Source organism: Paenibacillus sp. FSL W7-1287 (assembly GCF_038004245.1).
In the GTDB taxonomy this organism is placed as follows: domain Bacteria; phylum Bacillota; class Bacilli; order Paenibacillales; family Paenibacillaceae; genus Pristimantibacillus; species Pristimantibacillus camelliae.
Window position 1 is genome coordinate 3729320 of record NZ_JBBORD010000001.1, and the last position, 26567, is coordinate 3755886.

18 protein-coding genes are annotated in these 26567 nt (G+C 42.1%); 1 reads left to right on the plus strand and 17 read right to left on the minus strand.

Annotated features, from left to right (window positions below; all coding sequences use genetic code 11):
- Positions 1–12 precede the first annotated feature (12 nt).
- The 13 genes from NSQ99_RS16890 to NSQ99_RS16950 all read right to left on the minus strand — a co-directional run bounded on the left by NSQ99_RS16890 (position 13) and on the right by NSQ99_RS16950 (position 20220).
- The gene (locus NSQ99_RS16890) at positions 13–1893 is read right to left on the minus strand and encodes a GDSL-type esterase/lipase family protein (RefSeq protein ID WP_340837976.1); all 1881 of its coding nucleotides are present in this window, start codon (positions 1891–1893) and stop codon (positions 13–15) included.
- A 129-nt stretch (positions 1894–2022) separates the two neighbouring features.
- Entirely contained in the window at positions 2023–3411 is a 1389-nt protein-coding gene (locus NSQ99_RS16895) for an ABC transporter substrate-binding protein (protein WP_340837978.1), read from the minus strand.
- Between the two features lie 157 nt (positions 3412–3568).
- On the minus strand, positions 3569–5827 hold the full coding sequence (locus NSQ99_RS16900) for an exo-rhamnogalacturonan lyase family protein (protein WP_340837979.1): 2259 nt from the start codon (positions 5825–5827) through the stop codon (positions 3569–3571).
- A 17-nt stretch (positions 5828–5844) separates the two neighbouring features.
- On the minus strand, positions 5845–7233 hold the full coding sequence (locus NSQ99_RS16905) for a sensor histidine kinase (protein ID WP_340837980.1): 1389 nt from the start codon (positions 7231–7233) through the stop codon (positions 5845–5847).
- A 5-nt stretch (positions 7234–7238) separates the two neighbouring features.
- On the minus strand, positions 7239–7922 hold the full coding sequence (locus NSQ99_RS16910; RefSeq protein WP_340837981.1) for a response regulator transcription factor: 684 nt from the start codon (positions 7920–7922) through the stop codon (positions 7239–7241).
- A gap of 55 nt (positions 7923–7977) precedes the next feature.
- On the minus strand, positions 7978–8946 hold the full coding sequence (locus NSQ99_RS16915) for a carbohydrate ABC transporter permease (protein ID WP_340837982.1): 969 nt from the start codon (positions 8944–8946) through the stop codon (positions 7978–7980).
- 29 nt (positions 8947–8975) lie between these two features.
- Positions 8976–9845 (minus strand): carbohydrate ABC transporter permease, encoded by an 870-nt coding sequence (locus tag NSQ99_RS16920; RefSeq protein WP_340837983.1) that lies wholly within the window; start codon positions 9843–9845, stop codon positions 8976–8978.
- The gene (locus NSQ99_RS16925; protein WP_340837984.1) at positions 9842–12085 is read right to left on the minus strand and encodes a DUF5696 domain-containing protein; all 2244 of its coding nucleotides are present in this window, start codon (positions 12083–12085) and stop codon (positions 9842–9844) included. The genes NSQ99_RS16920 and NSQ99_RS16925 overlap by 4 nt, the downstream gene beginning before the upstream one ends.
- The gene (locus tag NSQ99_RS16930; protein WP_340837985.1) at positions 12082–14235 is read right to left on the minus strand and encodes a YIP1 family protein; all 2154 of its coding nucleotides are present in this window, start codon (positions 14233–14235) and stop codon (positions 12082–12084) included. Before NSQ99_RS16930 ends, NSQ99_RS16925 begins: the two co-directional genes overlap by 4 nt.
- A gap of 24 nt (positions 14236–14259) precedes the next feature.
- Positions 14260–15129 carry a carbohydrate ABC transporter permease gene (locus tag NSQ99_RS16935; protein WP_445670527.1) on the minus strand — a complete coding sequence of 290 codons (870 nt, stop codon included), beginning with the start codon at positions 15127–15129 and terminating at the stop codon, positions 14260–14262.
- Entirely contained in the window at positions 15129–16097 is a 969-nt protein-coding gene (locus NSQ99_RS16940; RefSeq protein WP_340837988.1) for a carbohydrate ABC transporter permease, read from the minus strand. Before NSQ99_RS16940 ends, NSQ99_RS16935 begins: the two co-directional genes overlap by 1 nt.
- Entirely contained in the window at positions 16087–19071 is a 2985-nt protein-coding gene (locus NSQ99_RS16945; RefSeq protein ID WP_340837989.1) for an extracellular solute-binding protein, read from the minus strand. The genes NSQ99_RS16940 and NSQ99_RS16945 overlap by 11 nt, the downstream gene beginning before the upstream one ends.
- A gap of 24 nt (positions 19072–19095) precedes the next feature.
- A complete protein-coding gene (locus NSQ99_RS16950; RefSeq protein WP_340837990.1) occupies positions 19096–20220 on the minus strand; it encodes an ABC transporter ATP-binding protein in 1125 nt (374 codons plus the stop codon).
- Between the two features lie 241 nt (positions 20221–20461).
- Between NSQ99_RS16950 and NSQ99_RS16955 the strand changes: the two genes are divergently transcribed.
- Positions 20462–21307, plus strand: coding sequence for an AraC family transcriptional regulator (locus NSQ99_RS16955; RefSeq protein WP_340837991.1), 846 nt, complete (start codon positions 20462–20464; stop codon positions 21305–21307).
- 7 nt (positions 21308–21314) lie between these two features.
- On the opposite strand, the gene NSQ99_RS16960 is transcribed toward NSQ99_RS16955, so the two are convergent.
- From NSQ99_RS16960 to NSQ99_RS16975, 4 genes are read right to left on the minus strand one after another with little or no spacing between them, the layout of a single operon-like run.
- A complete protein-coding gene (locus NSQ99_RS16960; protein ID WP_340837993.1) occupies positions 21315–22844 on the minus strand; it encodes a glycoside hydrolase family 43 protein in 1530 nt (509 codons plus the stop codon).
- Positions 22834–23850: a pectinesterase family protein gene (locus tag NSQ99_RS16965; RefSeq protein ID WP_340837994.1), complete on the minus strand. Its 1017-nt coding sequence runs from the start codon at positions 23848–23850 to the stop codon at positions 22834–22836. Before NSQ99_RS16965 ends, NSQ99_RS16960 begins: the two co-directional genes overlap by 11 nt.
- Positions 23851–23870: 20 nt before the next feature.
- Complete coding sequence (locus NSQ99_RS16970) at positions 23871–25433, minus strand: glycoside hydrolase family 43 protein (RefSeq protein ID WP_340837996.1); 1563 nt, start codon at positions 25431–25433, stop codon at positions 23871–23873.
- Between the two features lie 17 nt (positions 25434–25450).
- Positions 25451–26554: a glycoside hydrolase family 88/105 protein gene (locus NSQ99_RS16975; protein ID WP_340837998.1), complete on the minus strand. Its 1104-nt coding sequence runs from the start codon at positions 26552–26554 to the stop codon at positions 25451–25453.
- Positions 26555–26567: the final 13 nt, after the last annotated feature.

The window sequence follows — 26567 nt, forward strand, 5'->3', positions numbered from 1 at the left end:
CCACCCTCATGTTCACAGCTTGATATGATTTTCACTCTTTACTGGCTGGGAAAGAACCCAAATAAAATATAATGCTTTAGCCGCCTTCTCTCTTGTTACGTACTTTCGCGGCTCAAGCGCTGTACCATTCATGTACTTCCCGCGAAAAATCCCATCCTCCGCTCGGATGAGACCGAGCTCATATGCAGCTTTTACTTTGTGCTTGAATGGAGCTGACAATAGATCTATATCTGTGAGCTTCTCAAAAGGCCATATCGGATCATAATCTATCCCTTGCGCTCCTGTATCTAAATTCGGATCATAATTTACACCTGCTTGTATATTCGTATTTCCGTTATAGTCTGTCATGTACCTCGGCTTAGCTGTGAACTTAGCATTGTATGCTTCATATAGAAGAGAAGCCATCACTTCCCTGTTCAGATCACCTTCAGGCAGCTCTGCCAATTCCTCTCGATCTATTTCTAGCAATGTGCACAGGGCTGTTATAAATTCATGAGTCGACATGCATTGATCCGGATGAAAGCAACCATGCTGATCCTTGCTCATTACACCGAGCTGCAGCAGCTTTTCAATCTGATTCCGATAGTAAGAATATCTCCCCACTGACGTGTCCTTTGTCACTTCGGGATACACAATAGACCAATCGCCCGTAGCGATCGCATGCTTAACGTTATTCTTTAAATATGAAGTCAGTTCACTAGCTGTAGCATCGCCCGTGCGCCCGAGATCTGCTAATTGAGTAGTAATCATTCGCGCGAATTGCTTGGCTAACGCTTCCTTATAATGTGTTCCATCCACCTTATTGGCTGGATGTCCGTTAGCGTAGCTCCCATCATTCGTTTTCCCAGGCGTTTCCCCCGCTTCAATCGACATGAACATCGCGGTTGTTGCTTCTACACCGATTTCATTGTAGTAAGCAACGCTTTCCGAATTAAGATCGATAACTGGAACTTGAAGCTCTCTTGCTAGACGCTTTAGAATATCGGGAAATCTTCTATTTTTGAATGAATTCATATAAATGTGCCCTGGTCTAGCTGCACCATTCACTCTAGACATCGGAGTGACTAGAATGGGAATCATTCCTCTCGCTCGAACCGCTGGAATATACAGGTCTTTAACGTATGCCTCGTACATTTCTTCCGTTGATCCTCTGCCGAAACGCTCATGCTCATCCTCCCGCTCATCGTTATGACCGAACTGAATCATGATATAATCACCAACAACCCCCGAGATTAAAATGTCATTCAGTCGACCTTCCGCATAAGCATTTCTGTATGAACGCCCACCCATAGAGTAATTCGTGACTTTTACTTTACTTTCGTCAAAAAGATTGCCAATCACTTGGCCCCAACCGCTCATCGGAGCCTCGTCGAATGTATATGACTTTACTGTTGAATCCCCCAGCAAGTAAATTGTCGGCAGCAGCTCCTCTGATCTCACCTTTTGCTGTAGCCGTTTAATTACGATCTCTTTCATACCAATCGATTTGTGTAAATGCGAATGCTTAGGCTCAATTTCAATATCGATATAATTCATCCCATTCGCATAGCAATATGTCCATAGATCTCCGTCTGTCTTGGCTATCGCTTGTTTCGATACCTTGCCCGCAGCATCCCAGTATCCATCCTTCAGCAATTCAACGGCTTGCATACCGGAGATCGAAACTAAAATATCGGATACATCTATCGTTGTTTTTACAATAATTTCGTATGCTCCTGGAGGTGCATCAACTCGGAATGTAATGCCAGGATGAATATCTTGCTCCACAAAACCATAGCCACAGTTGGGCTGATACTTTGGTGCTTCGCTTTCTTGATCATATAGTACGGTTACATAGCCTTCTTTCGGAGTATTCGTGAAATTATAAGCGATGAACATATTCTTCGACCTCACTTTTGGAGTTGCGGAAAGAGCATGTTACACGCTCCCAGGCCCCTTCTGAGACAGCGATATTAGAGCATACTCTAGGCTGCTTTTTTGAAAAAAGCTGTCCCATTTCTGGAACAGCCGTTTGGTAGTAAGTTATAGTTTTTTCTCGGCGATTTTTTGATCACCTTGCTCCTTGGCCTGACGCAATGCCGTGTTAATATCGATGTTGCCTAGAGCTATTTCATTAAGATATTGCGTAACTGCTTTTTCTACGTCACCATCATAAGGTGTTTTATGCATAACAGGCGCAAATTTGTTATGGAATACTGCGCTTACGTTTTTATCCGCATACTCAGTAGTGCCATATACGGCTTGAACCTCTGGATTGGTAACAACCGGCATATTTCCCTCTTTAGAGGCTTGCATTTGGAACTCGTCAGAAATAAGGAATTTAATAACTTGCATTGCCGCATCCTTCTCTTTGGCTTGCGGTGGAATTCCAAAATAGGTTGGATAAGCCTGACTTCCGATTTCTGGCTGTTCATCAAATGTTGGATAGGAAACCATGTCCCAATCAAAGTCCATTGTTCTAAAGTTTTCATTTCCGATGTGATGAACAATCGTGCCAAGCATTGCTGCTTTGCCATCATAAAAATCTTGAGAATCCGCTAAGCCTGGTTTTTCCTTTTGGTTCATAAAGTTACGATAACCCGGATCTTCACCTAACTTTGAAAATACATTCAAAATAGATTTCCACTGCTCGTTATCGTACGTTGACAATTCTGTAGTTGGATCCACATAAGGCAAACCAAAGTTGTTTAATTTCGTATGATGGTGGTTCGAGATCCCGAAACCTACATAATCTTTGCCATCTTTAGTTTTGTTGAAGTTTTTCGATAATTCGTATATTTCATCCCAAGTCATACCACTTTCCGGATAATCAATACCAAATTCATCAAACATATCCTTATTGTAATAAATGACTAAGCCTGAGTTGAAAACCGGAACGGACCAAAGCTCGCCGCCAGAATTTGCGATCATCGGATCAACCATCGCTGAATCAACACCGCTTAAATCAACGTTATATTTTTCTGCAAGTTCTGTCATATCAAAGTTTAAACCGTTCTGTGGAACAACGTTAAAGAAGTTTCCGATCGATACCAAATAAAGGTCGATATTTTCGCCATCAAGAATCAAGTGTTCGATTCTACGTTCTTTATCTACCATTTTCCACTCGATTGTAACATTGGGGAATTTTTCTCTAATCGCTTTCCCAAAGTTAGCTTCGTTCTGCTCTATGGAAGACCCACCTAAGTTAGTAATTGCAAGCGTTACAGGCTCATCAATCGTGTCGCTTGATTCCCCCTCAGTTGCTGTGCCCGTGTCATTTGAAGGACTCTTCGTTGCTGTATTGCCAGTGTTGTTCTGACCCGTATTGTTAGAACTTGAATTTGTCTCTGTGTTCGATCCGCTACTGCAAGCGGCTAAAATTGTTGAGAGAAGTAGAATAAGAACGAGTGACATTAAACCTTTCCTTTTCATCTATAACCCTCCTATTATTTGTTTTGATAACGCTTGCAATACCTGTTCTATCGAGCACTTACAAGAACATTATCAGTTTAATTGTAAAAACAAATGGTAGTGCTTTCTACGTCTTTTAATGTGCTTTACTGCAGCAAACTTCATCTTATTTGCTCAACTATACTTTTTTATTTGCCATTTGAATTAATGCAGGAATACGAATTCCAAAGCAGTATGTTTGACCCATGTCCTTACCATTTTTTGCAGCAATATTTTCGGTATAAGCAAATGCTTGCAGTGCTTTTTGCAGCAGTTCATCATCTCCTGAATATAAGTATCCATAAAGCACTGCAGGTGTAACCATTTTATCCGTTTTGGCATTATGAACTCGTTCGGAGCCTTTTAACATCGAATGCGTATACTCCCATGCTCCAAGCTCCTCCAGCCAATTTAATCTTGCTAGACGACGTGCTGCAATGACTACGGCCTTTCTAGCACGAATGTCTTGAGTCGTCTGGTAGTACATAACTAATGATTCGATGACTGGCGAACCGATGACGAACGTCCCCCAATTATCCTTTGTCGTTGGGCGATCCATTGAGCCGTTAAAGTGTCCTTCTATCGGATCCTGCATGACCAGCACTTGCTCGATCAGCTTCGAAGCCGCTTGAAGAAAGCGTTGTTCAGGAAATACATCATACATCGCCAGCATGGATATCACCGGCCACGTCATCCCTCGCTCTGTCGCCTCGATCTTCTCTTCACTCATAATCATTCCGCTCCAAGTGTTTGCGATCATGAGCGCAGTATCCTTCGCGAAGAAATTTCCAGTGAAACAGTAATAGGTGATTAATCCGCGCAGCCAAGCATGTGATCCTAGCTTTGCAGGCTCTGAATTATGCCAGTCCGTATGTTGGTGTACTTTCCCGATATAAGGTCCGGAGTGACAAACATCAATATCCATCATATGTTTAGCATAGGGAGCCGCGACCAATTCAAACCAAGCAGCTCCAGCACCACGCAGGAAATGCAGCATTCCTACATGGGCATAGTCATACTCCCCATTGTTCCATGAACCGGGCCGTGTGTATTGGTCGTCACCAAAATTCCGATCGCCATATAAGCGAAACGATTCCCGTCTATCTAGGTGAATAGCTAGTGATTCGTCTACAGCTTGCTCATATCGCTTGAATCGATCTGATTTGGGAAGCATATCCCCTAGCACTCCTGAACTGCAGTACCAATCCCATGTCGCCATAACATACATAGGGTTGTGAAAGGCCAATGCTTTCTGATTCCAAGATTGTTCTTCCTTCTTAACTTCTGAGAAGGATAGTAGAATCTCGTGTGTACGTGATTCTCCCTCATTAAGCGAGTAGTGACGCTGTATCTGATTAGCTGGCAAAAAAGAATCTTTTACGGACGAGCGTCCGGGCAACAATCCAACCTTTAATTTTGTATCTCCTGCTTCGAGTGTTTTGGGAAACCTTTGCGAGAAGTGCTTAACCGTTGCCATTATGCAGGTAGATCCAGCATCCGCCGTCAACCACCACGGATGACGACCATAAGAGGTATTTAAATGTGAACCATTTAAATGACCAACCAGAGCCTCATCTTCCGATTCTTGAATAACTCCATACGAACGTCCATTTCCGATTTGATCCTTGGAATAATGAATTGCTACGTTACTTCCATTTCCCAGAGTATAATCCGCTTCGTTCACCTGAATCTGAAGTGATAATTCCTCAAGTTGATTCGCTTGTCGATGATTGATCAATCTATGGGTCAGCTTAAGGTCCGAATGACCTTGAGCAGCTTCAATACGCAGTTCGTATGTAAGATCACTTTCATATCCCTTGTCGACTTGTATATATGGGCCAGATAGTTTAATTACAGCTTTTTCTGGTCCATTCTGCTCTATCTCCCTAATTTCCGGCCTCCCCCAGTGAAAGCGTTCTCCATTTACCATCAGAAGCTCCATCTCTGGTTTTCCGCCTCGTTCGGGATCGACCCTTCGCCATTGTCCATTAGTAAGCAATTCTATATGATCGATTAGAGAGTGTTCACTCCCTAAGCTACATCTCATTCGTCCTGTATCCAGAACGATCTGTTCATCAATCAGTACTGCTATTTTACGGTCATTATTGTTAAGAAACGGCTCCTTCGCATGAAATTTCAGCACATAAGTATTGGATTCCTTCGGTCTAATATCGCATCTTATTTGTACGAATAGCCATTTTATCATTTTGCCGTCCTGCCACCATGCGAGCGGATGGAACTGAGCAGGTACTGGTTTTCCTTGTTCATCGTGGATGACTATGGAATCTGTATGCTCGAGTTGAGTATTCCATGGAACCGGAACACCTGAAGCAACCAGCTCATTATTACGCCAGAAATTAAGCTCGTTGTTAACCGTTAATCGAACCGAATCATTCAACCAAATCACTCCTTAATCTAGGAATCAGTTGTTCGATGCCGCTCTTGAATTGCCATATATGTACTAGGAATGATGACGGTAAATATCGAACCTTTCCCATACTCACTGCTAACAGTGATCTCTCCCCTATGTGCTTCTACTAAGGCTTTCGCAATCGTCAAACCAAGTCCAACCCCACCGGTAAATCGAGATCGAGATTTATCAGCACGAAATAACCGATTAAAGATATATGGTAAATCCTCTTCACTAATCCCGATTCCAGTATCCATACATTTGATAATCGTTTGATCCTGCGTGCATTCAACTTGTAGGACGATCCGGCCGCCAGGTTGGGTATATTTAATGGCGTTGGATAACAAGTTGGTCACTACTTGGGATAATTTATCACGATCAACCTCTGCATAGTGAGGGGTATAGGTTGGTTCAAACCTCATATCGACCTCCGCTTTCTTAGCTAACATGCGGAAATCCAAGTATACATTTTGGCAAAGCTTTACTACGTCCGTTCTTTTGACACGCATTTCAAACGTCGCGCCCTGCGCTACAGAAACTCGCTGCATATCGTGCAACAGCCTCGAAAGACGATCTAGCTCGTTGTACATCTTCTCAAGCTGCTCATCGTTCGCTTCATACACACCATCAATCGTCGCCTCTAGCCTCGTCATAATTGATGTAATTGGAGTTCTCAGCTCATGCATCATATCTTCCATTAAATTTTTTCTCAGCTCTTCCTGTTTATCCAGTTCTATGGCAAGCTCTTTCAGCGTAATTGCTAATCGCCTTATTTCCTCCGGGCCTTTTATCGGAAACGTTGTGTGCCATTTACCTTGACGAATCAACTGAGCGTATTGGTCGAGCTTTATTAAATACTTGGTTAATACGGTTGCAAGCAGAAAGCTAATAATGGTCGATAACAGCATAATCGTTACAAATATCATTTTCGAGCGTACCTTTAACGTCTCCCGAAAATTAACCATCGCTGGATTAAGCTCACTTGAAGCTTCGAACTGTGCTAGTTTAATTTGGCCTTGAAGCGAGCCTTGAACCACATAAGGTACTTGAGTTTGAACCGTAAGTTTGCCAGCATATTCTGAAATTGTATCAAACCATACTTTATTTTCGTTATCGACGTATTCCATTAATACACCATATAATCGGGTCCTTCGCTTTAACCACTGGACATCTTCCTCTTTTAACGGACCGCCTGCGATTTGCTTTTCCCTCATATCATCCAACAATTTATAGCCGTCACTTTCAATCATTTGCTCATGGTAGCTGTTAATCATACCATCCCAATAAATGTTGTAAAACGTGGAGATTAAAAAGATAAACACAAGCGAGAATATGAAAAAAACAAAAAACAGCAATGTATATGTCCGTCTAAAAAAAGAAATGATTTGATTCATTGTGATCACCCATCTGGTTTCGTGGCAAAGCGATATCCCATACCAACCACTGTCTCCACATATTCTGGATTTCGAGGATCGCGCTCAATTTTTTTACGTAAATTTTTAACATGAACATCGAGCGAACGACCATCCTCGTGAAACCGATAGCCTAGCGCTCTATACATCAAATCGCTTCGTTCAAATACCTTCATAGGCTTACTTACGAATACAGAAAGCAACTTATATTCTGTATTCGTTAATTTAACTAATTGATTGTTGACAAGTACTTCTTTCGTAGATAAATTTACTCGCAAATAACCATTATCAAAGCTGAGCAACGATGCTTCTGTATCCGTCTTATCCACTGCTATCCGACGTGTTATCGCCTTTGCTCTAGCTACTAGTTCCTTAACCCGAAAAGGTTTCACTACATAGTCATCAGCACCAATGTTTAAGCCGTTTATAATATCACTTTCCAATGATTTGGATGTGAGCATGACAATTGGAACTTTTGACTTTTCTCGGATCAGCTTACAAACTTCCTCTCCTGCTAATCCTTCAACCTTTAAATCTAGTACTATTAAATCATGCTTTCCATAATCAAAAATTTGCAAGGCTTCATGTCCATTTCCTGTAACATCTACTTCCCAGCCCTCTCGGCGAAAATAAGCGGCTACGACATCTCTAATTTCGGCTTCATCCTCCATTACGAGAATACGGATGACAATCCCCCCCCTGAGTAGTAAAACAACCAATTTATACTTACTCTACAAGTCCAGTTCTTTCAATGCCTTCAACAAACCATCGTTGCGTGAACAAATACAATATAAGCAATGGCATGATCATTAAGAAACCAGTCGCCATCTTTATTGAATCCTGGAATACACTTGGTCCGCCTACTTCCGCTTCCAGATTCAATTGATGGGAAATAGATGATATGCCTAGTGATAAAGGTTGATAGTTGGTATTGTATAAATACATACTCGGCAAGTAAAAATCATTCCAAGTCCAAACAAAGGAAAACAAGAAAACGACAACCATTGCTGGTCTTGCAAGCGGAAGCATCACTTTGCGAAAGACAGTGAAGACATTCGCACCGTCAATCTTCGCCGCCTCTTCAAGCTCTTTTGGCTGTGTTGAGAAAAATTGCCGATAGATGATGACGAATAAAGCCCCTTTTAATCCGTGCCCAAGCACAGCAGGCAACACAATTGGAATGAAGGTTTGCATTACCCCTAATTGATTTGCCAGAATGATATTAGGTAAAATTGTCACTTGAGGTGGAACGATAAATGTTAGCAACAAGCAGAAAAACCAAAAGTTTTTCCAAGGAATATTCAGTCTAGCAAACGCATATCCAGCAATAGCACATGAAAAGGTTTGTAATAAAGCGACAACTGAAGATAAGCCTGCACTCACCGCAAAGCTTTTTACATAATTCAGTTTATCCCAGGCGTTTTGTAGCACGCCCATGTATAATTCGTTAGGAATCCAAAGGACGGATGGATTCGTTAAATCACTTTCATTTTTTAACATTGTAGAGACCATTGTTAAGATCGGGTTAATATAAATAAAAGCGGTATCGATCAGCAGCACGTACAGAAAAATCTTAAACAATAGTCCTTTATCTACTTCAATTCCAAAAAGAAAGTTGCGAGCTCTCGATAGTGGTAATTGATATTTATATGTCAATGCGGATTTCTTACTTAATTTAGATTTTACCTTTTCCAAACGAATACCTCCTTTCTAACAGATAAAATTTAATTTGTTTGTTGATGGTTTCTTGTAACTCTATGGAAAACAAGGAATACGACAGCTAAGAAAAGGAGTATGATCGCAAAGTAAATCCAAATCAAAGCACTAGACAATCCATAATCAGAATTTGATTTTACCCGTTCAATAATTGGATTCCACGGGTACGTGAAAAGATCTACTACTGTATATATCAGATTAAGAAAGATGAACGGAATCATCGCTGGCAACGTAATTTTCCAGAAGGACTCCCATGGGCTAGCTCCATCAATTCTCGCTGCCTCATATACCGATGTGGAGATGGTCTGTCTGCCTGCTAGGAATATCAATATCTGTACTCCTGAATACCATAGAATTAATACGAAGGAATCCAGTACCTTAGTTAATGTCCCAGCCCAGGAGTTTGGTAAGACCATCGATATATAACTACTGAGATCATATTGTTCTAGAAAGCCAAGCGCGCCATCGCCTTGGCTATAAAACTCTTGAATAATCTCTCCGGTAGAAAAAATAACTGGTAGAAAAAAGATTGTTCTAAAGACAGCCCGACCCGGAAATTTGTAATTCAGCATGATCGCCACTAATAATGCAAAGATGACGATGATCGGAATCATTAGCAGGGCTTGCCTAAGAAAAGGAATTAAATGGTCATATAAGACACTGCCATTCTGAAACAAAATAGACTTATAATAAGTTAGCCCCTTATATTGAATATCTAGGCCTTGTGGAGTGATTCGTACATTATTAAAGCTCATATAGAAAGAAAATCCAAGTGGAAAAACCATAAAAGCAAAAAAACCAACCAACCAAGGAGAAAGAAACAGTAAGCCTTCCAATCTGCCCGATGAAGATGCTTTTAATCTTTTGAAACGCTTCATTGTTCCTTCCCCCCTTCTATTACGATGTAATCCATCGCTGGAACTGTGATCTGTCCAAGGCTATATTCCTTACGATTGTAATTAACAACGACTTTCTTCCCGTTTTCATATTCAGTCTCCATAACACCACTTGCAAGCTCCCGATGACCGGCGATGAATTGATCTTGTACATCCTTAAGCGCCTCATTATAGCGCTGGTATTGCTCCACTACATCAACTTTCCAGTCATTGAAGGATGAGTTTTTTGGCGTGTACCAGTAGACGCCTATGAGCTCTTCCGATCCAACCATCGTAAAGTCGAACGAAGGATATGCACCATATTCAATATCTCTTAAAAAATCACGCCGGAACTCACTGCGATTATTTTCAGGTGCTGAAGTATACGTAATTAAACCATGCAGCACAATTTGTGCAAAAGGCACCGCCCTGGATGAAAATAAATCATAAGAATAGTCATCTGCTAATTGATCAATATGATTAATCTGACCTAAGGTATAAAACCCTGGATTTACGGCATGCGTCGAGCCGACATTTTCCTTAACCATACGTAACGCTTCTTGATCATATCGAATCGTTTCTGTTCGAGTTCCCCCAAACTTAGAATTATAATCAGTGCTGACGTTATGGCCTATACCGGACATCGTCAAGCCCGTTATCCCAAGCTTCTGATAGGATGACAGATCCTTTCTAAGAGAATCAACGATATACTTTCTACTGGATAATGTCATTTGATCGCCGCTATAGTGGGAATAGCTCATGATCGTTCCAGATAAATCCCGTACACCATGATGTCTTGGCCGGAAACCCGTTGCTGCAGTAGTGTTAATTGAATAGTTCACATCTAAGAATACAGGGATATCCAATGAATCAGCGTATTCAATGAAATGCCGCATCCCTTGATTGCCACCAATACGTTTGTCGACATCCAAGTACCCTCCGAGCGAGCTATATCCGTCTTTCTGCCAGCCTGTATAATTTACGACCATATTTTCGACACCAAGCCCATAAAGCTCCTGAACGATTTGCATCGCTTCAGATGTCGTTGTCGCCTTGACATACCGATCGGTAATTAATCCTTTTTCACGATCTGCGCCGAGTAATGACAAGTATAATGGGACCTCTCCGTTCTTCGGAGTTATCTTGTCTAACTCATACTCTTCCATAAGATATCGACGATAAGTTGATGCCATCCCAACATAATCCGCTTGATCCGTATCGAGCAAATAATAACGGGTAACCCGATCTCCATCAAATCTTGAATCTTTCGTGTACGTTTCGAAGCTACGATTAGCCTCTGCATTCGTAACTTGCCTGTATCTCATTCGATAAGCTTGTTGCGAGCCGATCCAGTTATAATTACTGAATACACTTGATGGCGATGCGACAACGTCGCTATATTCAGCACCTTTATGAATGACAGCTATAAATGCTTTGTCTCCCGATTTCAATCCATAGACTGGCATTAGCACATTGTTGCGGCTTGACGGAGAAGAAATAAACGAAGTATCTGCTCCGTACACTCGTTCTTGATATAGTTGTTTAATGGATGAACGTTGCTCTTGGAACGAGATCAATGCCCCTGAACCGTCTGGAATGAATAAGTATCCATTCTCATCATTTTGGACCGCTGAGAAAAATGGGTATAATCTGAGCCATAACAAGCTATTATTTCCGATTTCTTCGATGCCATCATCTATTACTGTTGTTTCCACATAATCATCTTGTATGATGATTCGAACGGGAATGATGAACTGTGATTTTTGAATATCCAGTTTAAACTCAACGCCATGATCCAGAAGTTGAACATCGATTACTTTTGTTAACTCTTTGATTGCATTCGATTCTCTAGGGTTCGCTTTCGGATTGCTAAAGTCAATATGCTGAAACATGACTGTAGACTGCAAATTTGTTAACCAGCCCCCACCAATTCCAACATTGTCCCACTGCTCAGGATCCGGATATGATCGCCAAACGTTACTGTTACGCTTATCTTCAACCATAAAATGCCCTGTCAATTCATCGAACTTCAATCGTAAAATATCGTTCTCTGCTATTTGAACGAAATCTTTCTCATTGGGTAGACCTTCAAGCTCATTACCCGTCACTGTATCCGGATTCTGCGCCAAGACTGGAGCGTTGGTATCACGCCACGTAATGTTCATTTGGCTGATTAGTATTATTAGTAGGAGTATAATTCCGCCATAACCAATCCATTTTTTATGATTCCAAGCCCACTTCATCGCAGTATCACCTCCAAATACAGCTCTTTGATAAATACAATAATTTCATTAGATAGACCAATCACAATTAAAGATAGAACAGCTAGTATCGCAATAGCGCATAATGATAGTGCAATATTCGTGGCCGTTTCACCCACTGAATAGTTATGCAATGTTTGTACTTTCCAAAAGAACATTAGTCCTACCCAAGCATACATCCCGTACTTGATATAGTAATAGATTGGCTCTTCTGATAACGTCAACACATTGGAGACAAGAGCTAACGGAATTCCTACAATAATGAGTGGTATTAGTGCATATGCACAACCAATAAATACATCTCGAAAACGTCCTTCTCCACGAAGAATGGAACTGATCAAATAATTACAGATGACCCATGCACCAACTGCAATACAGAACTGGATCAAAATCATATAGATATTGACTTGATTTACTATAATCTTGTTAAAAGAAAAACTAGTAAATAGCTTTGAAATGACAACAGCAATAAAAGCTAAAATTAAGATTACGGTTGCACTTAACAGACTTCCTTTATTTTCAAAGCGAATGGCCGAAAAACCGTCAATAGGATGCTTTAATATATATATTCCATGCTTTAGCTGTTCCACAAACGGATGAGCTTTGCGCTTCGTAATAGACCGCTCCCGTTTACCTATCACTTTTTGCACTATTTTTTTTGTGATGAAAAATACAATACCGATCACAACAAAAAGAGTCGCAAGCGTTGAAAAGTTCATCTGCATCCATTGAAGCCGGATTTGCCAAAAGGATTCTGAATATCCTATTTCATTGCCAGCTTGCTTATACAAGGCAGCCGATCGTGAATAATCACCTTTTTGATATGCAGCTTTAGCTAATCCACTTAACGCGGGACTGTAGAACGCATTTAACTTCAATACCTCTTGCCAATAATGCTCGCTTTCTAAGTATTTTCCTGCTAGAGTCAAGCTGTTTGCTTGATAGACAACAGAACCAAATTCCGATAAATAAAATTGCTGCAGCACATTTTCTTGTCCGTCTAATATAAATAAATCCTGCTTCGAGTTAATTTCAACAGAGGTGGGACTTTTAATTAGCCCAAGCTGGGTAATCCCATTGGCGGATTGCCCACCCCAGAAAAACAAGAGATCACCATTAGCATCGTATTGACTTACATAGTTAAAGGTTTTGTCGATGACTACAAAATTGCCTTCCAAGTCTACAGCTAAATCTGTTAGGTTAGGATATGCACTGTTCATAGCGCGCACATCACGATTGGTATATTCACCATAAGAATTATTTACAGCACCAAGAGAGTTATTGGCAGCAAATATATTTTTCCCTTCAAAATTCAGCTTTTTTACCTGTTCCTTGGTCACATCCATTCCACTTGTTTGCGTGTATATAAACCCATTGTCGTCAATCGCAATACTAGTGATGGCTGGTGGCAATTTACTTAATTCATTCGCGTACATCTCTCTCGTATAAATAGCCTTCTTAAACGCATCGATAGCTGAGAAAGGCGCTTTATTCATCCCATAGAACTTACTGAACTTGCCCTCCGGATCTAGCTGAATTGCTCCATAGTAGCCGCCTAGCGTGACAATATACATATAGCCCCGCTGATCTACGACAATCTTAATCGGATCGAATATTAGATCACTTGGAATAAACCGAGATTGCGGCGCACCGAATATATTGATAATCTCGCCTTCTGAATTTAATATAACAATACGTTTGTTACCCGTATCCGCCACATATAGGTTTCCGTTATCCGCCACAAATACGGAATGAGGATTGTTAAATGGATCTTCTTCAGACTTAATAAAGCGGATAAAGCTTCCTTCCTCATCAAAATGAATAATTCTATTATTTCCGCTATCGGCGATATAGATATGATCATGCTTATCGATAAAAACATCCTGTGGGTTATTCATTGGTGATGGTATGAACTTTTCAGGATCATTTGGATCGACTTCAAAGAGATCAGCCCCTATTATTCTCCACGGAGTGTATGCGGGCTGCATACCATAAACGATTTTATCAAAGCCATCTTTCGTATACGTATTGTACATGACCTCCCCTCTTGCAACGGAAGGTAATAGCAACGTAAAGATGAACATAGCAGCCAGTACGCTTACATATAGACGTCTATTTTTCAGCAGGCTCATTCTATTCTAATCCCTCCCTTCTGCTTATTTGATACCGGAGTGAGCCATCGTTGCGATGACCTTTCGTTGAAATACTAAAAATACGATAAGTGTAGGCAAAAACATAATCATTGCTGCAGCAGCTGCTGCACCTTGTCTTGCGACTTGGTTCGCAAGGTTGTTCGTAATTGTACTAAGGAAGAACGGGAACGTCTTCATTGAATCATTCTGCATAAACAAAGTCGATGTGGAAGTATCATTCCATATGGTTTGAAACGTTAGAATCGCTGTTGTCGCGATGGCAGGCATACATATAGGGATCATGATTCTCATGAATACCGTCCACTCTTTTGCCCCATCGATCTTTGCTGCTTCGATTAGCTCATTCGGCACTTGATCCATAAATTGCTTAATTAAAAAGACAGTTACGGAAGCTGCAATATGCGGGAATATATGCCCTAAATAAGTATCCATAATCCCTAACCTTGCGATTACAACATATCTTGGGATCTCCATAGCTTCCGGTACGAACATTAGAGAAACTAGAATAACTGAAAACAGAAGCTTACTCCCATAAAAACGATGTTTGGACAACGGGTATGCACAAAGTGCACTGATAACAATCACAAGAGTAACGCCAAGGAAAGTTACAAGCAAACTATTAAATAAGTAACGACTCGTCGGCACGACAGAGTCACGAAGAACGATGAAAAACTCCGTAAAATTAGACAATGTCGGTTGCTGCACAAATATCCTCGGCGGAAAAAGGAACAACTCTGAATAAGGTTTTAGAGCGTGATTGAAAATATAAATTAATGGCAGCATCATAAAAGCCCCGCCGAACGTAAGTAAAAACATAAGGAAAATTTGAGTTTTATCCAATTTGATTCGCTTTATTTTCTTTAAGAGCATCATTACTCATCCCCCTTAGGGCCGAATAAACGCCAGCTCAGTCGGTTAAAGAAATAAATCATGCACAACAGTACAACAGATAAGGCAGCTGCATAGCCCATTTCGTACCGAATAAGTCCATAATCTGAGATGTGGCTATGAATCATATGACCGGCATACTCGGGAGTCGGCTTCATACCGGATAACTGTTCGCCGACTTGCCCCGCTTTGAATGCTCCTACAATCGCCATAACGGAAGCAAATAACATTTGCGGCTTCATGTACGGAATGGTAATGTACCAAATTTCTTGCAGCCTGCTTTTAATCCCATCAATTCTAGCAGCCTCGTAAAGCTGCTTATCAACGTTTAGGATCCCTGCAACCATCGCGAGGAAGCCAACCCCCATACTGGACCACATCGTGACGACAACCATAGATATCATCAAGTATTTCGGATCAATCACCCATAATTGAGGCTCATCGATGATGCCCAGGCCTAATAGAAAACTATTTAAATATCCAATCCGATCGCCCGAAAGCATTGGCTGCCAAATAATATTCATCACTACCCCGCCGGTGAGAGAAGGCGCGTAGAATGCAAGAACAAACCATATGCGCAAACGATCCGGTATTTGTGCAATTAACCATGCTAGAACAAAAGCTGCAATATAGCCTCCAGGCCCTACAATCAAGGCAAAAGTGAGTGTATTCGGAAGCGCATGCTTCAGGAAAATAATATCCTGTGACAGTAAGTATTGAAAATTCTCCCACCCCGCATAGCTAGGGGCTTGGATTGTATTGAAATACGTAAAGCTTAAGCCAAACGCAACGATTACGGGAATGATTATAAAAAGACTAAACGCAAGGACAAAAGGAGCGATAAATAGGTAACTTACTCGGCTTTTCCATATTTCGTCTATCATTAACGATAGACGATTTTTACGTAATCGAGTGGATTGCTGAGTTTGTGATAATTGAACTTTACCGGACAAATTTCTTCGCTCCTTCCCAAGGTTCAGTGATCATCGGAGGGTCATACGTCCCTAAAACATTACCTTCTTCGTCTATATACTTGAATTCAATTGCTTTTCTTCTTAGTTCACGGTTAATATTGAGTACTGCTTCTTCCAGAGAGGCTCGGAAGTTATGCCCATCTAATACCGTTCTGTTCCAAGCGTTATTCAATTCCCTCGGAATAAAGTAGGACCCCGGTACATGCGCCATATCCTTATACCAACGCCATTGTTCAAGAAATACATTGAGCTCTTCAGCCTGCCACGGAAAATGACTAAATGCTTCTACATTAGCCGTATTCCAACGGAATGCGATACCATAAAACCCTTCTAGGTCAGAACCGAATCGCTCCTGGGTTTCTGCTTCCAACCACCATTTCATAAATTGCCATGCTTCATCCTTTTTATTGGATTTCTCAAAGATCATCGTTGCTTTCTGACCGCCTCCTGCCCAACGTGCGATCGTTCCATCTTCTTGCTTAATACCTGGTATTGGTGCAATGCCCCACCATCCTCTGAGCTCCGGAGCGGCAACAGACATTTGCAAAAACATGTTGAAATCTCCCAGCCCAATGGGCATAACGCCATCACGGAAGTGCTGGTAGAAGCTTGCAACTTGTCGTTTAATGCCATATAAGGAGTAAAAGTCAGTATACTGCTTGAAGGCTTGAAATCCCTCAGCACTGTTCAATGCCGTCGTAATACCATCTGGCGAATAAAATTCTGCGCCATTCTGGTAAATAAAGGGCAGGTAATCAGTTGGAATATTGAAGTCATAGCCATTTTGTTGCAAAGTGGGAAGGATATGCAGAACTTCCTCCCATGTTGTAGGAATTTCAAGTTCTAACTGCTCTAATATATCTTTGCGATAAAACAATACATTGAATTGCTGTGATTCTGGTACAGCATAATAGTTGTCCGCATAATAGTACGGCATCATAGCACCTGGTGCATACTGAGCGGCAAGCTCTTCAAAGCCAGGGAAATCACTAATCGGAGCAGCAGCATCACGTATCGCCATTTCTACAGGCCGTCCTTCGGTCATTCCAATAGCAATATCCGGTACTCTACCTGCAGCATTAGCAAGTACGAGCAAATTCTCGTCTGGAAGCAAATCTACCTTCACTTTGATGCCGGTCTCAGGAGTGAAATACTGATCGGCTAGATCTTGCAGGACGTTAACATAATCGCGGCCGTAAGCCATCCATACATTTAAAACTTGATCGTCTCCAGCACTTAATTGACGTTCATCGTTAAATGAAATCATAAACTGATTCATGCTATTTTGAAAACGCTCCCACAAATTCGAGCGCATTCTAGGAAAGGAATCATCGATAGATGCTATATAGATTTTGTCTATCATCAGAGGCGATTGTGTCAGCGGTTGCTGTACGGATGCTATGCTCTGCTGCACACTTGACACATTATCGCGCTTATACGGAATATCATTCGGATATTTAAGTATAGCTTCAACATCACTAATCGCAGATCTAATCATTTGCGAGTTGTTGTCTGTCCGTCCATTCACTTGTATCATTTCTTGTTCAATCTGTTTCAACTTTTGTTGAACGACTTCTAATTTCAGCGGAATCTCCGGAAAGTTATTTTCGATATCCCAGGTCCTATTCACATCATTTTCTCCACCTTGCAATGCGTAGAGATCTTGGGACAAACCATTTAGAATAAGTAATGTATCTTTAACCTCCGCTAGAATTGAAGCGTAAGGTGCATTCGTTGCCTCCATCGTAATGCTGTGTTCACCGGCGTTCAAATACAATTCGAAAGCCCCGCCGTCCGCATCCTGCAAAGTAACCCCTTGCCAACTTGAGGCATACTCGATCGGATATGCTTCCAGTTCTTTGAACGGGATTTGCCCGTCGATATAAATCGTTCTGAACACCCGCTTGTTCGTTTGATAGCCTTGGAATGCCCTTATTGCAATTTTGTACCAACCATCTTTAGGAACATCGAATGACCATGTTATCGCCTTGCCGCCCTGTTCCCATCTCGTGCCACCTACCGTGTTGAATATTTGCTTGCCGTTAGCATTTGGTGTCACTAGCGGATCTTGATCTACAGCCATCTGCAATGATACATCGTTTTTCGAGTTCATGATTTCTGCTTCGATCTGAATGATCTCTCCAGACCCATTTCTTTCTCCAGGCAATCCAGCTAAGTAGTCGGTGTATTGAGGAACCGATTGCGGAGAGCTTATCACGATTTGATCGATCGCAATCGATTCTTGAGTCTGCAATCGAATGGTATGCTTTCCTTTGTCAAGATACCAACGCAACGGGTTTACATACATACCTTCGCTATCCTTAAAAGACCTCGTTATCCATTGTTCAAGTTCGATTGGCCGTGGACGAATATCGTCGCCGAACTCATCTTGTCGCAGAGGGAGCTCATCCTTGAATAACTTAGTGAACTCAATCGATCTGGCTTCTCGATATTGGAATTGCCCATCGATCTGAACTGCCATAATCGTTGGTCTGTAATTTTTTGAAGCGCTTTCATTATTGTAAGAATGATAGACTAGACTTAGCTCATATAACCCCGGGTCATCAATAATTACTTCATATTCAACCCAATGACTAGCTTGGTTGTTCCAGATTAGCACATCTTCAGCTCCCGCATAGCTACCTACTTTATGCAATGAGCCTTCTGAATGACGTTTTATATCCGCAGCTTTAATGACTAATGTAGCTTCAGCAGCGTCAATCCCTGCATCGTTCCATTCTTTCAAGCGAGTTACATAGTCTGGCTCCAATTGATTAGTTTGAACAGTGTTCGAATACAGTAATTCCGAATCGATCTCGCTTAGATTATTTTCATTTGCAAGTGCTTGTTTGGAATCCCCGTAGCCTGACATTAAAACTAGCACCAAAGCCAGCATTGAAAATACGTATAACGGTTTGCGTAGGTACGTCATCCTATTTGAGCTCTCATTCATTCTCAATCACACTCCTACTTAACACTAACTGTCATTTGAACCAATCCTCACACCCGTGTCAGGATCGAAGAATAATATTTTGTTCATATCGACTACAAATTCGATTTGCTCATCCACTTTATAGTTGTACCTTGGATTAACACGAACGATGACATCCTGATCTAATCCGACATTGACATAAAGGTAACGATCAGCCCCCATGAGTTCATTTAACTTATGAACACCTTTAATCATTGCGTCTGGATAGGCTTGGAACATAATCGGCTCAACACTTAAATTTTCGGAACGAATACCTAAAGTGATTCTACGATCCATATATCGCTCCAGAAACGGCGACCATTTCCCTCGTTGCAGCAGCAATGAAAATCTTCTCGTTTCAAAATATAACTTCTCATCTCTTCCAACGAGCTTTCCATCTATAAAATTCATCGGGGGTGAGCCTACAAAGCTGGCCACAAAGCGGTTGGCCGGTGAATTATAGATCACCTCAGGAACATCCACCTGTTGAATGATGCCATCGTTCATAACAACGATGCGATCTCCCATCGTCATTGCCTCAGTTTGGTCATGAGTCACGTAAATGGTTGTAATCCCTAACTGTTTTTGTAATTTTATAATCTCGGTACGCATTTGAACACGAAGCTTTGCATCTAGGTTAGATAGTGGTTCATCCATGAGAAACACTTGAGGTTCTCGAACGATCGCCCTGCCTAATGCGACACGCTGTCTTTGGCCCCCTGATAACTGACGAGGTTTTCTATGCAGTAGATTATCAATTTCTAGTACTCTTGCTGCTCGCTTAACCGCTGTTTCAATATCGCTTTTTGGTAGCTTACGTAAACGTAATCCAAAAGCGATGTTTTCAAAGTTGCTCATATTGGGATAAAGGGCATAGTTTTGAAACACCATCGCAATATCACGATCTTTAGGTGGTAAGTCATTTACACGTTGGTCGTTAATAAAAATTTCGCCCTCCGTTATTTCTTCAAGCCCTGCAATCATACGCAATGTTGTCGACTTCCCACAGCCGGAAGGACCAACAAAAACAATAAACTCTTTATCTTCCACGCTTAAATTAAAATCTTTTACAACTACTTGTTTATCTTTACCATACCTTTTCACTACAGAATTAAATAGTATTCGTGCCATAGATAAACCCCCTTACTCTCACTGCTTAATAGTTTAGATTCGTTATCTTCGTTACTTAAATTATAAAAGCTATGATGTAAACATAGTGTAAAGATTGGTAGGATTGCAAAACTCTCTAATTTTCTTTCATATAATGTAACTACTTGTAAAGATAGTGTAAAGAATCTGCCCTCGTACTTGACGCGGCTGTAAATTGCACTATATATTCGAACAAACAAGCCTTTCTTAAGGAGTGTTAATAATGATGGATCAAATTAGACCAAAGTATACGATTCGCGACGACTCATTTTCCATTCAATACATGCTAAGAACGGGATCAAGCAGCATGCCAAGACCTCATGAACATCCTTTCTTTGAGCTGTATTACTTGTTAAATGGTGAACGGGTTTATTTCATGGATGGCAAGGTGTATACCGTGAAAAAAGGAGATATGATGATTATTCATCCACACGCTCTTCACTCCACAGCAAGCTCAGACAATTTGAAGTTTGAACGGATCTTAATTAACTTTTCACAGAGTTTTATAGAAGAAGGGGACTTTCACTTAGCCAAAATATTGCAGGAAGGTAAGTCGGGGCTTATGCGCATTCCGGAGAGTGATCAACTGGAAATTGAAAGAATCCTAACTAAAATGCTTAAAGAATGTGAAGAGTCGAACCATCATTACACGTCCTATGTACGTTCATTGTTGAATGAATTACTTATTTTATTGCATCGTATTAAGCTATTATCTCAGCCGGAAGATACTCAAGACTATGAACACCCGATGCATCATCGGGTGTCCGAAATCGCTCAATATATTAATGACAATTACGCTATGAAAGTTACTTTGGAGCAAGTCGCTAAGCAATTCTATATTAGTCCGTCTTATCTTAGCCGCATTTTCAAACGCCTTACTGGATTTCATTTTAGAGAATATATACTCGTTGTTCGTATTCGTGAAGCCCAAAAAAGATTGGTCAATAGCACTGATGCAGTTCAGCTTATAGCTGAGCAAACCGGGTTTGAGCATATCGCCCATTTCAATAAAGCCTTCAAAAAACTGACGGGTACGACACCGCTTCGCTATCGACGGAAAAATGATTAGGTCACTATCAATGATCAATAGTCTGATATAAAAACCAATCGATGTCAGCCGGGATACGGCGCCCGCTACCGCCGTGTAGAGCATAAAATCCAACCATTGTACCCGTGAATGATTTTTTCTCTAGCGTCCCTTCATCGCTTAAAAATAAAGCGTTGTCAACCCGTCCAATCTCGTACCACTCAATCAGATCCAAGCTGTAATAAAACATTCTACGTTCTGCATTTACGACTACTTTTAGGAATAGAGCTCCTTTATGCACGATGTCTTTGACAGCAAGACATGATCTCACTTGAGCACGATTCTCCTCGAGCTTTAGTTTTAATCCTTGATCATAGATCGAGCTTAGGCTGATGTAGCATCTTGAGTCGTAGTAGCAAACTAGTCCCGCCTGCTCGCCATTGTGCTTGGGCTGAAATTCTAGCTTCATACTGGCTGTATAGTGATGATGTCTTTCTCTACGGAGAAGTATGTTTCTAGCACGAATCGAGTCAAGCTCTCCATCACTCGTCCATATTCTAATATGTGAGGGCCTCTCCGTTAAGGACCAGTTGGCTGCTTCCGGGTTTCTCACAAATTGCCAATGCAACGGCAGGCTTTTGCCAGCAAACTCATCGAGCTCCGGTTCTGAATAGACCACCTCATTCAGATTAGGGGCTCTTTGAATAAGACTTGGCCCGTTTCCTTCATTCACGGTAAACCAGCCATCCTTTGTCCACTGTACCGGTTCAAGGTAGGTCTCCCTACCAAGCGTACAATATCCTCCGCCCAGCGGCCTCCCGCCTAAGTGCACGATCCACCATTCTCCATGCTGAGTTTGGACTAGTTTCCCATGCCCGGCTCGTTGTATCTGTGCTTGTCGATCCGACTGTGTATGCACAGGGTCGAATGGACTGGCTTCATAAGGCCCGTACAAAGACTTCGAACGAGCTGCTGTGATGCAGTGGCCATATTCTGTCCCTCCCTCAGCCAGAATAATATAGTAATATCCGTCCTTTTTTATGATATGTGGCCCTTCCGGGGCAATTCTGCCTGTTCCTTCCCATAGGTGTACAGGCTCTTCTACAGCTGCGGTGCTATCTTTATTCAGCTTAACAATCTGCGCTCCTTTGCTGCCATAAACCATATAACGTGTTCCGTCATCATCAACAAAGTGAGAAGGATCTATCCCCATCGTGTTGATCACAACTGGGGAAGAATACGGGCCTTCTGGTCGAACGGACTTCATCATAATATTAGCTCGGCCAGAACCTGCAAGTCTTAGTGTAGCAAATATATAGTACATCCCATTCACATACGAAATATCAGGAGCCCATATTCCATAGGAATCGGGTAAGTCTAGCAAGTTAATATCTTCATTACGCGTTATGGCATGGCCAATATATCTCCAGTGCACCAAGTCCCGCGAGTGGGAAATAACAATGGCCGGGAAATACTGAAAAGTTGAGTTAACCATATAATAATCATCTTCCACACGAATGATGGAAGGGTCTGGATGAAAGCCCGGAAGAATAGGATTTGTATAGACTCTATATGTCATGATCATTCACCACCGGATCCCATCCGTCCTCACCTGACAATATATTAGAAATCGTGAATCGAGCTGCTTCCTCAGCATTCATGACCGTTGACCAACTGCAGCGTTTCTCATTAGCTGCGCCTGGTCCACTGCTGTTATATTCGCCATACTGCACGGTTTGCTCTGCTTCTGGTTTATTCCAGTTATGCCAACCCTCTTTAATAATATGCTCGCCCAGCCAACAAGAGATGAACACCGATTTTGCATAGTTTCTCCAAGGCCTGCCCAAGTAGTATGTCTGAGCTGGCGCATTACTCTTTAGTTGGCAGTGGATAAATACGTAACCAAATTCCACATGCTCCCGAGTAGATGCCGCTGTAATCCAGCCATGAACTTTTCTTGGCGCCGAATGATCCCCCTCTGGCTGCCCCGTATCCCGTGTTAATGAAAAAACTTCACATCGATTGAACACGGCGGTAGCTGAGCCAAAGATAAAATCAACATCCCCTTCAATATAGCAATTCTCATAATATTGACGAATTTGCCCTCTATCCTCTGATTCTCTCGGACCGCCGAAACTTGAGCCTTGGACCGGCTTTTTCGGTAATGGCCCCGTAAATAGAGTGTCTTGATGTCCGAGAAAACGACAGTTGTAAAAGGACGTTCGATCGCCATCTACATAGGCTGCTAATGCTTGGCCCACCCGCCCCGCTTTTCCAGCCGAGTTAACAAAAGATAGATTTTGGGCCGTAATATCGTGGGCTCCGAACAGAATGGTGTACGAGTTAAAGGTACCGTAGGGCTCGCCATTCGGAAATAGCTTATTCGCATGATCATCATAAGTAATGATTGTTCTATCTTTATCCTCGCCAACTAGCGTTACATAAGGTTTTTCAAGCCTTATCTTTTCCTTGTATATGCCATTTTTTATATGTATCCTCATAGGCTTAGTGTTGTCTGCTGGGATGGCATCTATTGCATCTTGTACCGTTGTGAAATCACCACTTCCATCGGCTGAAACGATCATCGGGTTCATCCTCCTTATCACTAATTGATTCGAAACCAATCCACATCGACATAGCCATTACTTTCCTTGGATGATTGAGCTAACGCAAATAGACCTACTTTTGCACCGACCCAATGTCCTTTCACCGCTTGAAACGGAAGCGCATCTACAATTATCGATTCATCGTTATCTAATTTATAGGAAAACGTTGATTTCGCCTCTTCATTTACATGTACAGACAGCTGGATTGTGTTAGATTTTAGCTCAGCTTGCCATTTTACTTGTTCCTTGTCGGCATTTCCTTCAACATAAACCAACAATAAACGATCGCTATCCTGTTTAGCTTCAATAGCTAGATAGGCGAAGCTGTGACCGAATACGACAAGACCAGCTTTTTCTCCTGGCTTTAAGAAAGTGCAGTCCAGCTTGGCAGATGCATTGAACGTCAGCGCAGGAAACTTCTGCATGACAAGATGCGGCGCTCTGTACAATGTGTCAGTACTTGCTGGCAATGGCTGAGCGAATAAGCGTAGATGACTCGCTCTATCGGTTAAGGAGTACCAATCACTATTCGGATTCGCCTGCCATTGCCACTGTAAGCCAAGTGCAGGCCCTGAGAATTCATCGGAATCAGCAGGTACCTCTATTGGATATTGCTTGCCTACATCGGGCTTCTTGTAGTGTAATACAGGCTCACCAGCTTCATTCTCGTTGTGGTTCTCACCCATCAACGGCCAATCATTGACCCACTGAACAGGCTGAAGGTGAACGATCCGACCATATGCTTCTTTATCCTGAAAGTGTAGAAACCATGATTCTCCCGATGCAAGCTCAACCCAGCCGCCTTGATGGGGGCCATTCACCGGCGTGCTTCCTTGATGTAATACAATCTTATCTTCATACGGACCTAAGACATTTTTTGCTCGAAGAGCTGTCTGCCAGCCGGTCGAAACACCGCCAGCCGGTGCCATGATATAATAATAACCATTGCGTTTGTACATTTTAGGTCCTTCTATTGTGGGATGATGTTCTGTTCCATCGAAGATCACTTCCCCTTCGCCAAGCAGCTTAGTGCCGTCTGGAGACATCGGGCAAAGCCTTAGCAAATGTTTAATTCCGGCACGACTCCTTGCATAGGCATGAACAAGATATGCCGAACCATCTTCATCCCAGAAAGGACATGGGTCGATCAGGCCTTTCCCTTCATGTACGAGATGGAGAGGCGACCATTCTCCAGCTGGATCTGTTGCGGTACACATAAAAATTCCGATGTCCGGGTCCCCATAGAATATCCAAAACTTGTTGTCATGAAATCGAATCGCCGGTGCCCACACACCATTCCCATGCTGTGTTTGGTCATACCCAGGCAAATCCATTCGCTTGATCGCATGATTGATTAATTTCCAGTTGACCAAATCTTTGGAATGCAGAATCGGCAAGCCAGGGATATGGCCGAAGCTGGATGCCGTCATGTAGAAATCATCTCCTACTCTTATGACATCCGGATCAGAATAATCAGCATGTAGAATCGGATTGATAAATGTCCCGTCCCCTTGATCCGCAACCCACGCTTTACGATTTCGTTCACTGACATTGTTACTCATCTAGACCACTCCCCCCTTTATTGTTCGAGCCGCTCGATTTCTAAACTAGCTAGAATAAAAGGAGCAACCCCGATATGAATGTCGGAAACTCTTTTTTCTCTGATGTAATAGCCATAGGACCCATCACGTTCAAGACTTAATCCCGCTCCATGACAAATGTTATGCAAGTGCACACCCGCTTGGTCTTCCTCTACATAACGGTTAATGAGTCCGTTATATGCTCGGAGCGCATTACGTCTCGCTGGATTCTCAAGATATTGTAGACGTGACCCCTTAGCCAGCGCATATATAAACATACTAGAGCCTGAGGTCTCTAGATAGTTGCCTTCCCTGAATCCTTGATCCATCACTTGAAACCATAAGCCACTCTGTTCTTCTTGTACGCCGTAAAGTGCATTGCAGATCCGTTGGAAGATCCCAACTAGTGTTCCTCTCTGTGGGTGATCGACGGGGAAGAATTCCAAGCTGTCCACGATGGCCATTGCATACCATCCCAGCGCACGGCTCCAGAAATTAGCAGAGCAGCCGGTTTGCGGATTGGCCCATACCTGCTCCTTCGCTTCATCCCAGCCGTGATACAGTAAGCCTGAACGCGGATCCCGCGTTTTCCGTTCAATTAATAACAGCTGATGAGCGACTTCGTCGAATAGCTCGGGCCGCTCAAAGACTTGTGCATACTGCGCTAGAAATGGAGATGACATATACAGCCCGTCAAGCCACATCTGGAACGGGTACACTTTCTTATGCCAGAACCCTCCATCCGTCGTTCTCGGATGTCCAATTAATTGGGCAGCTAGCAGATGAGCTGCTTGTTCATAACGCTTTTCGCCTGTTTGTTCCATAAGCTGGAATAAGTTTTTACCTTGGTTGATTTGATCTAAATTATATTCTTCAATCCGATAACCTTTAATCGTCCCGTCTTCTTGGATAAACAAATCCATATGCCGTTTCATGAAATCATAGTATTCATCAATCTGATAATGCTCACCTGTTCTTGCAATGGCCATCAGCATCATCCCGGGAACATAAGCCCATCTTTTACTGATCTCCTCATGCAGTTGGTCTTCACCCGCTTGACCAACAATTGTTGCAGCCGTTTTTTTAGACCATTGTTGCGTCATCTCATCACCACAT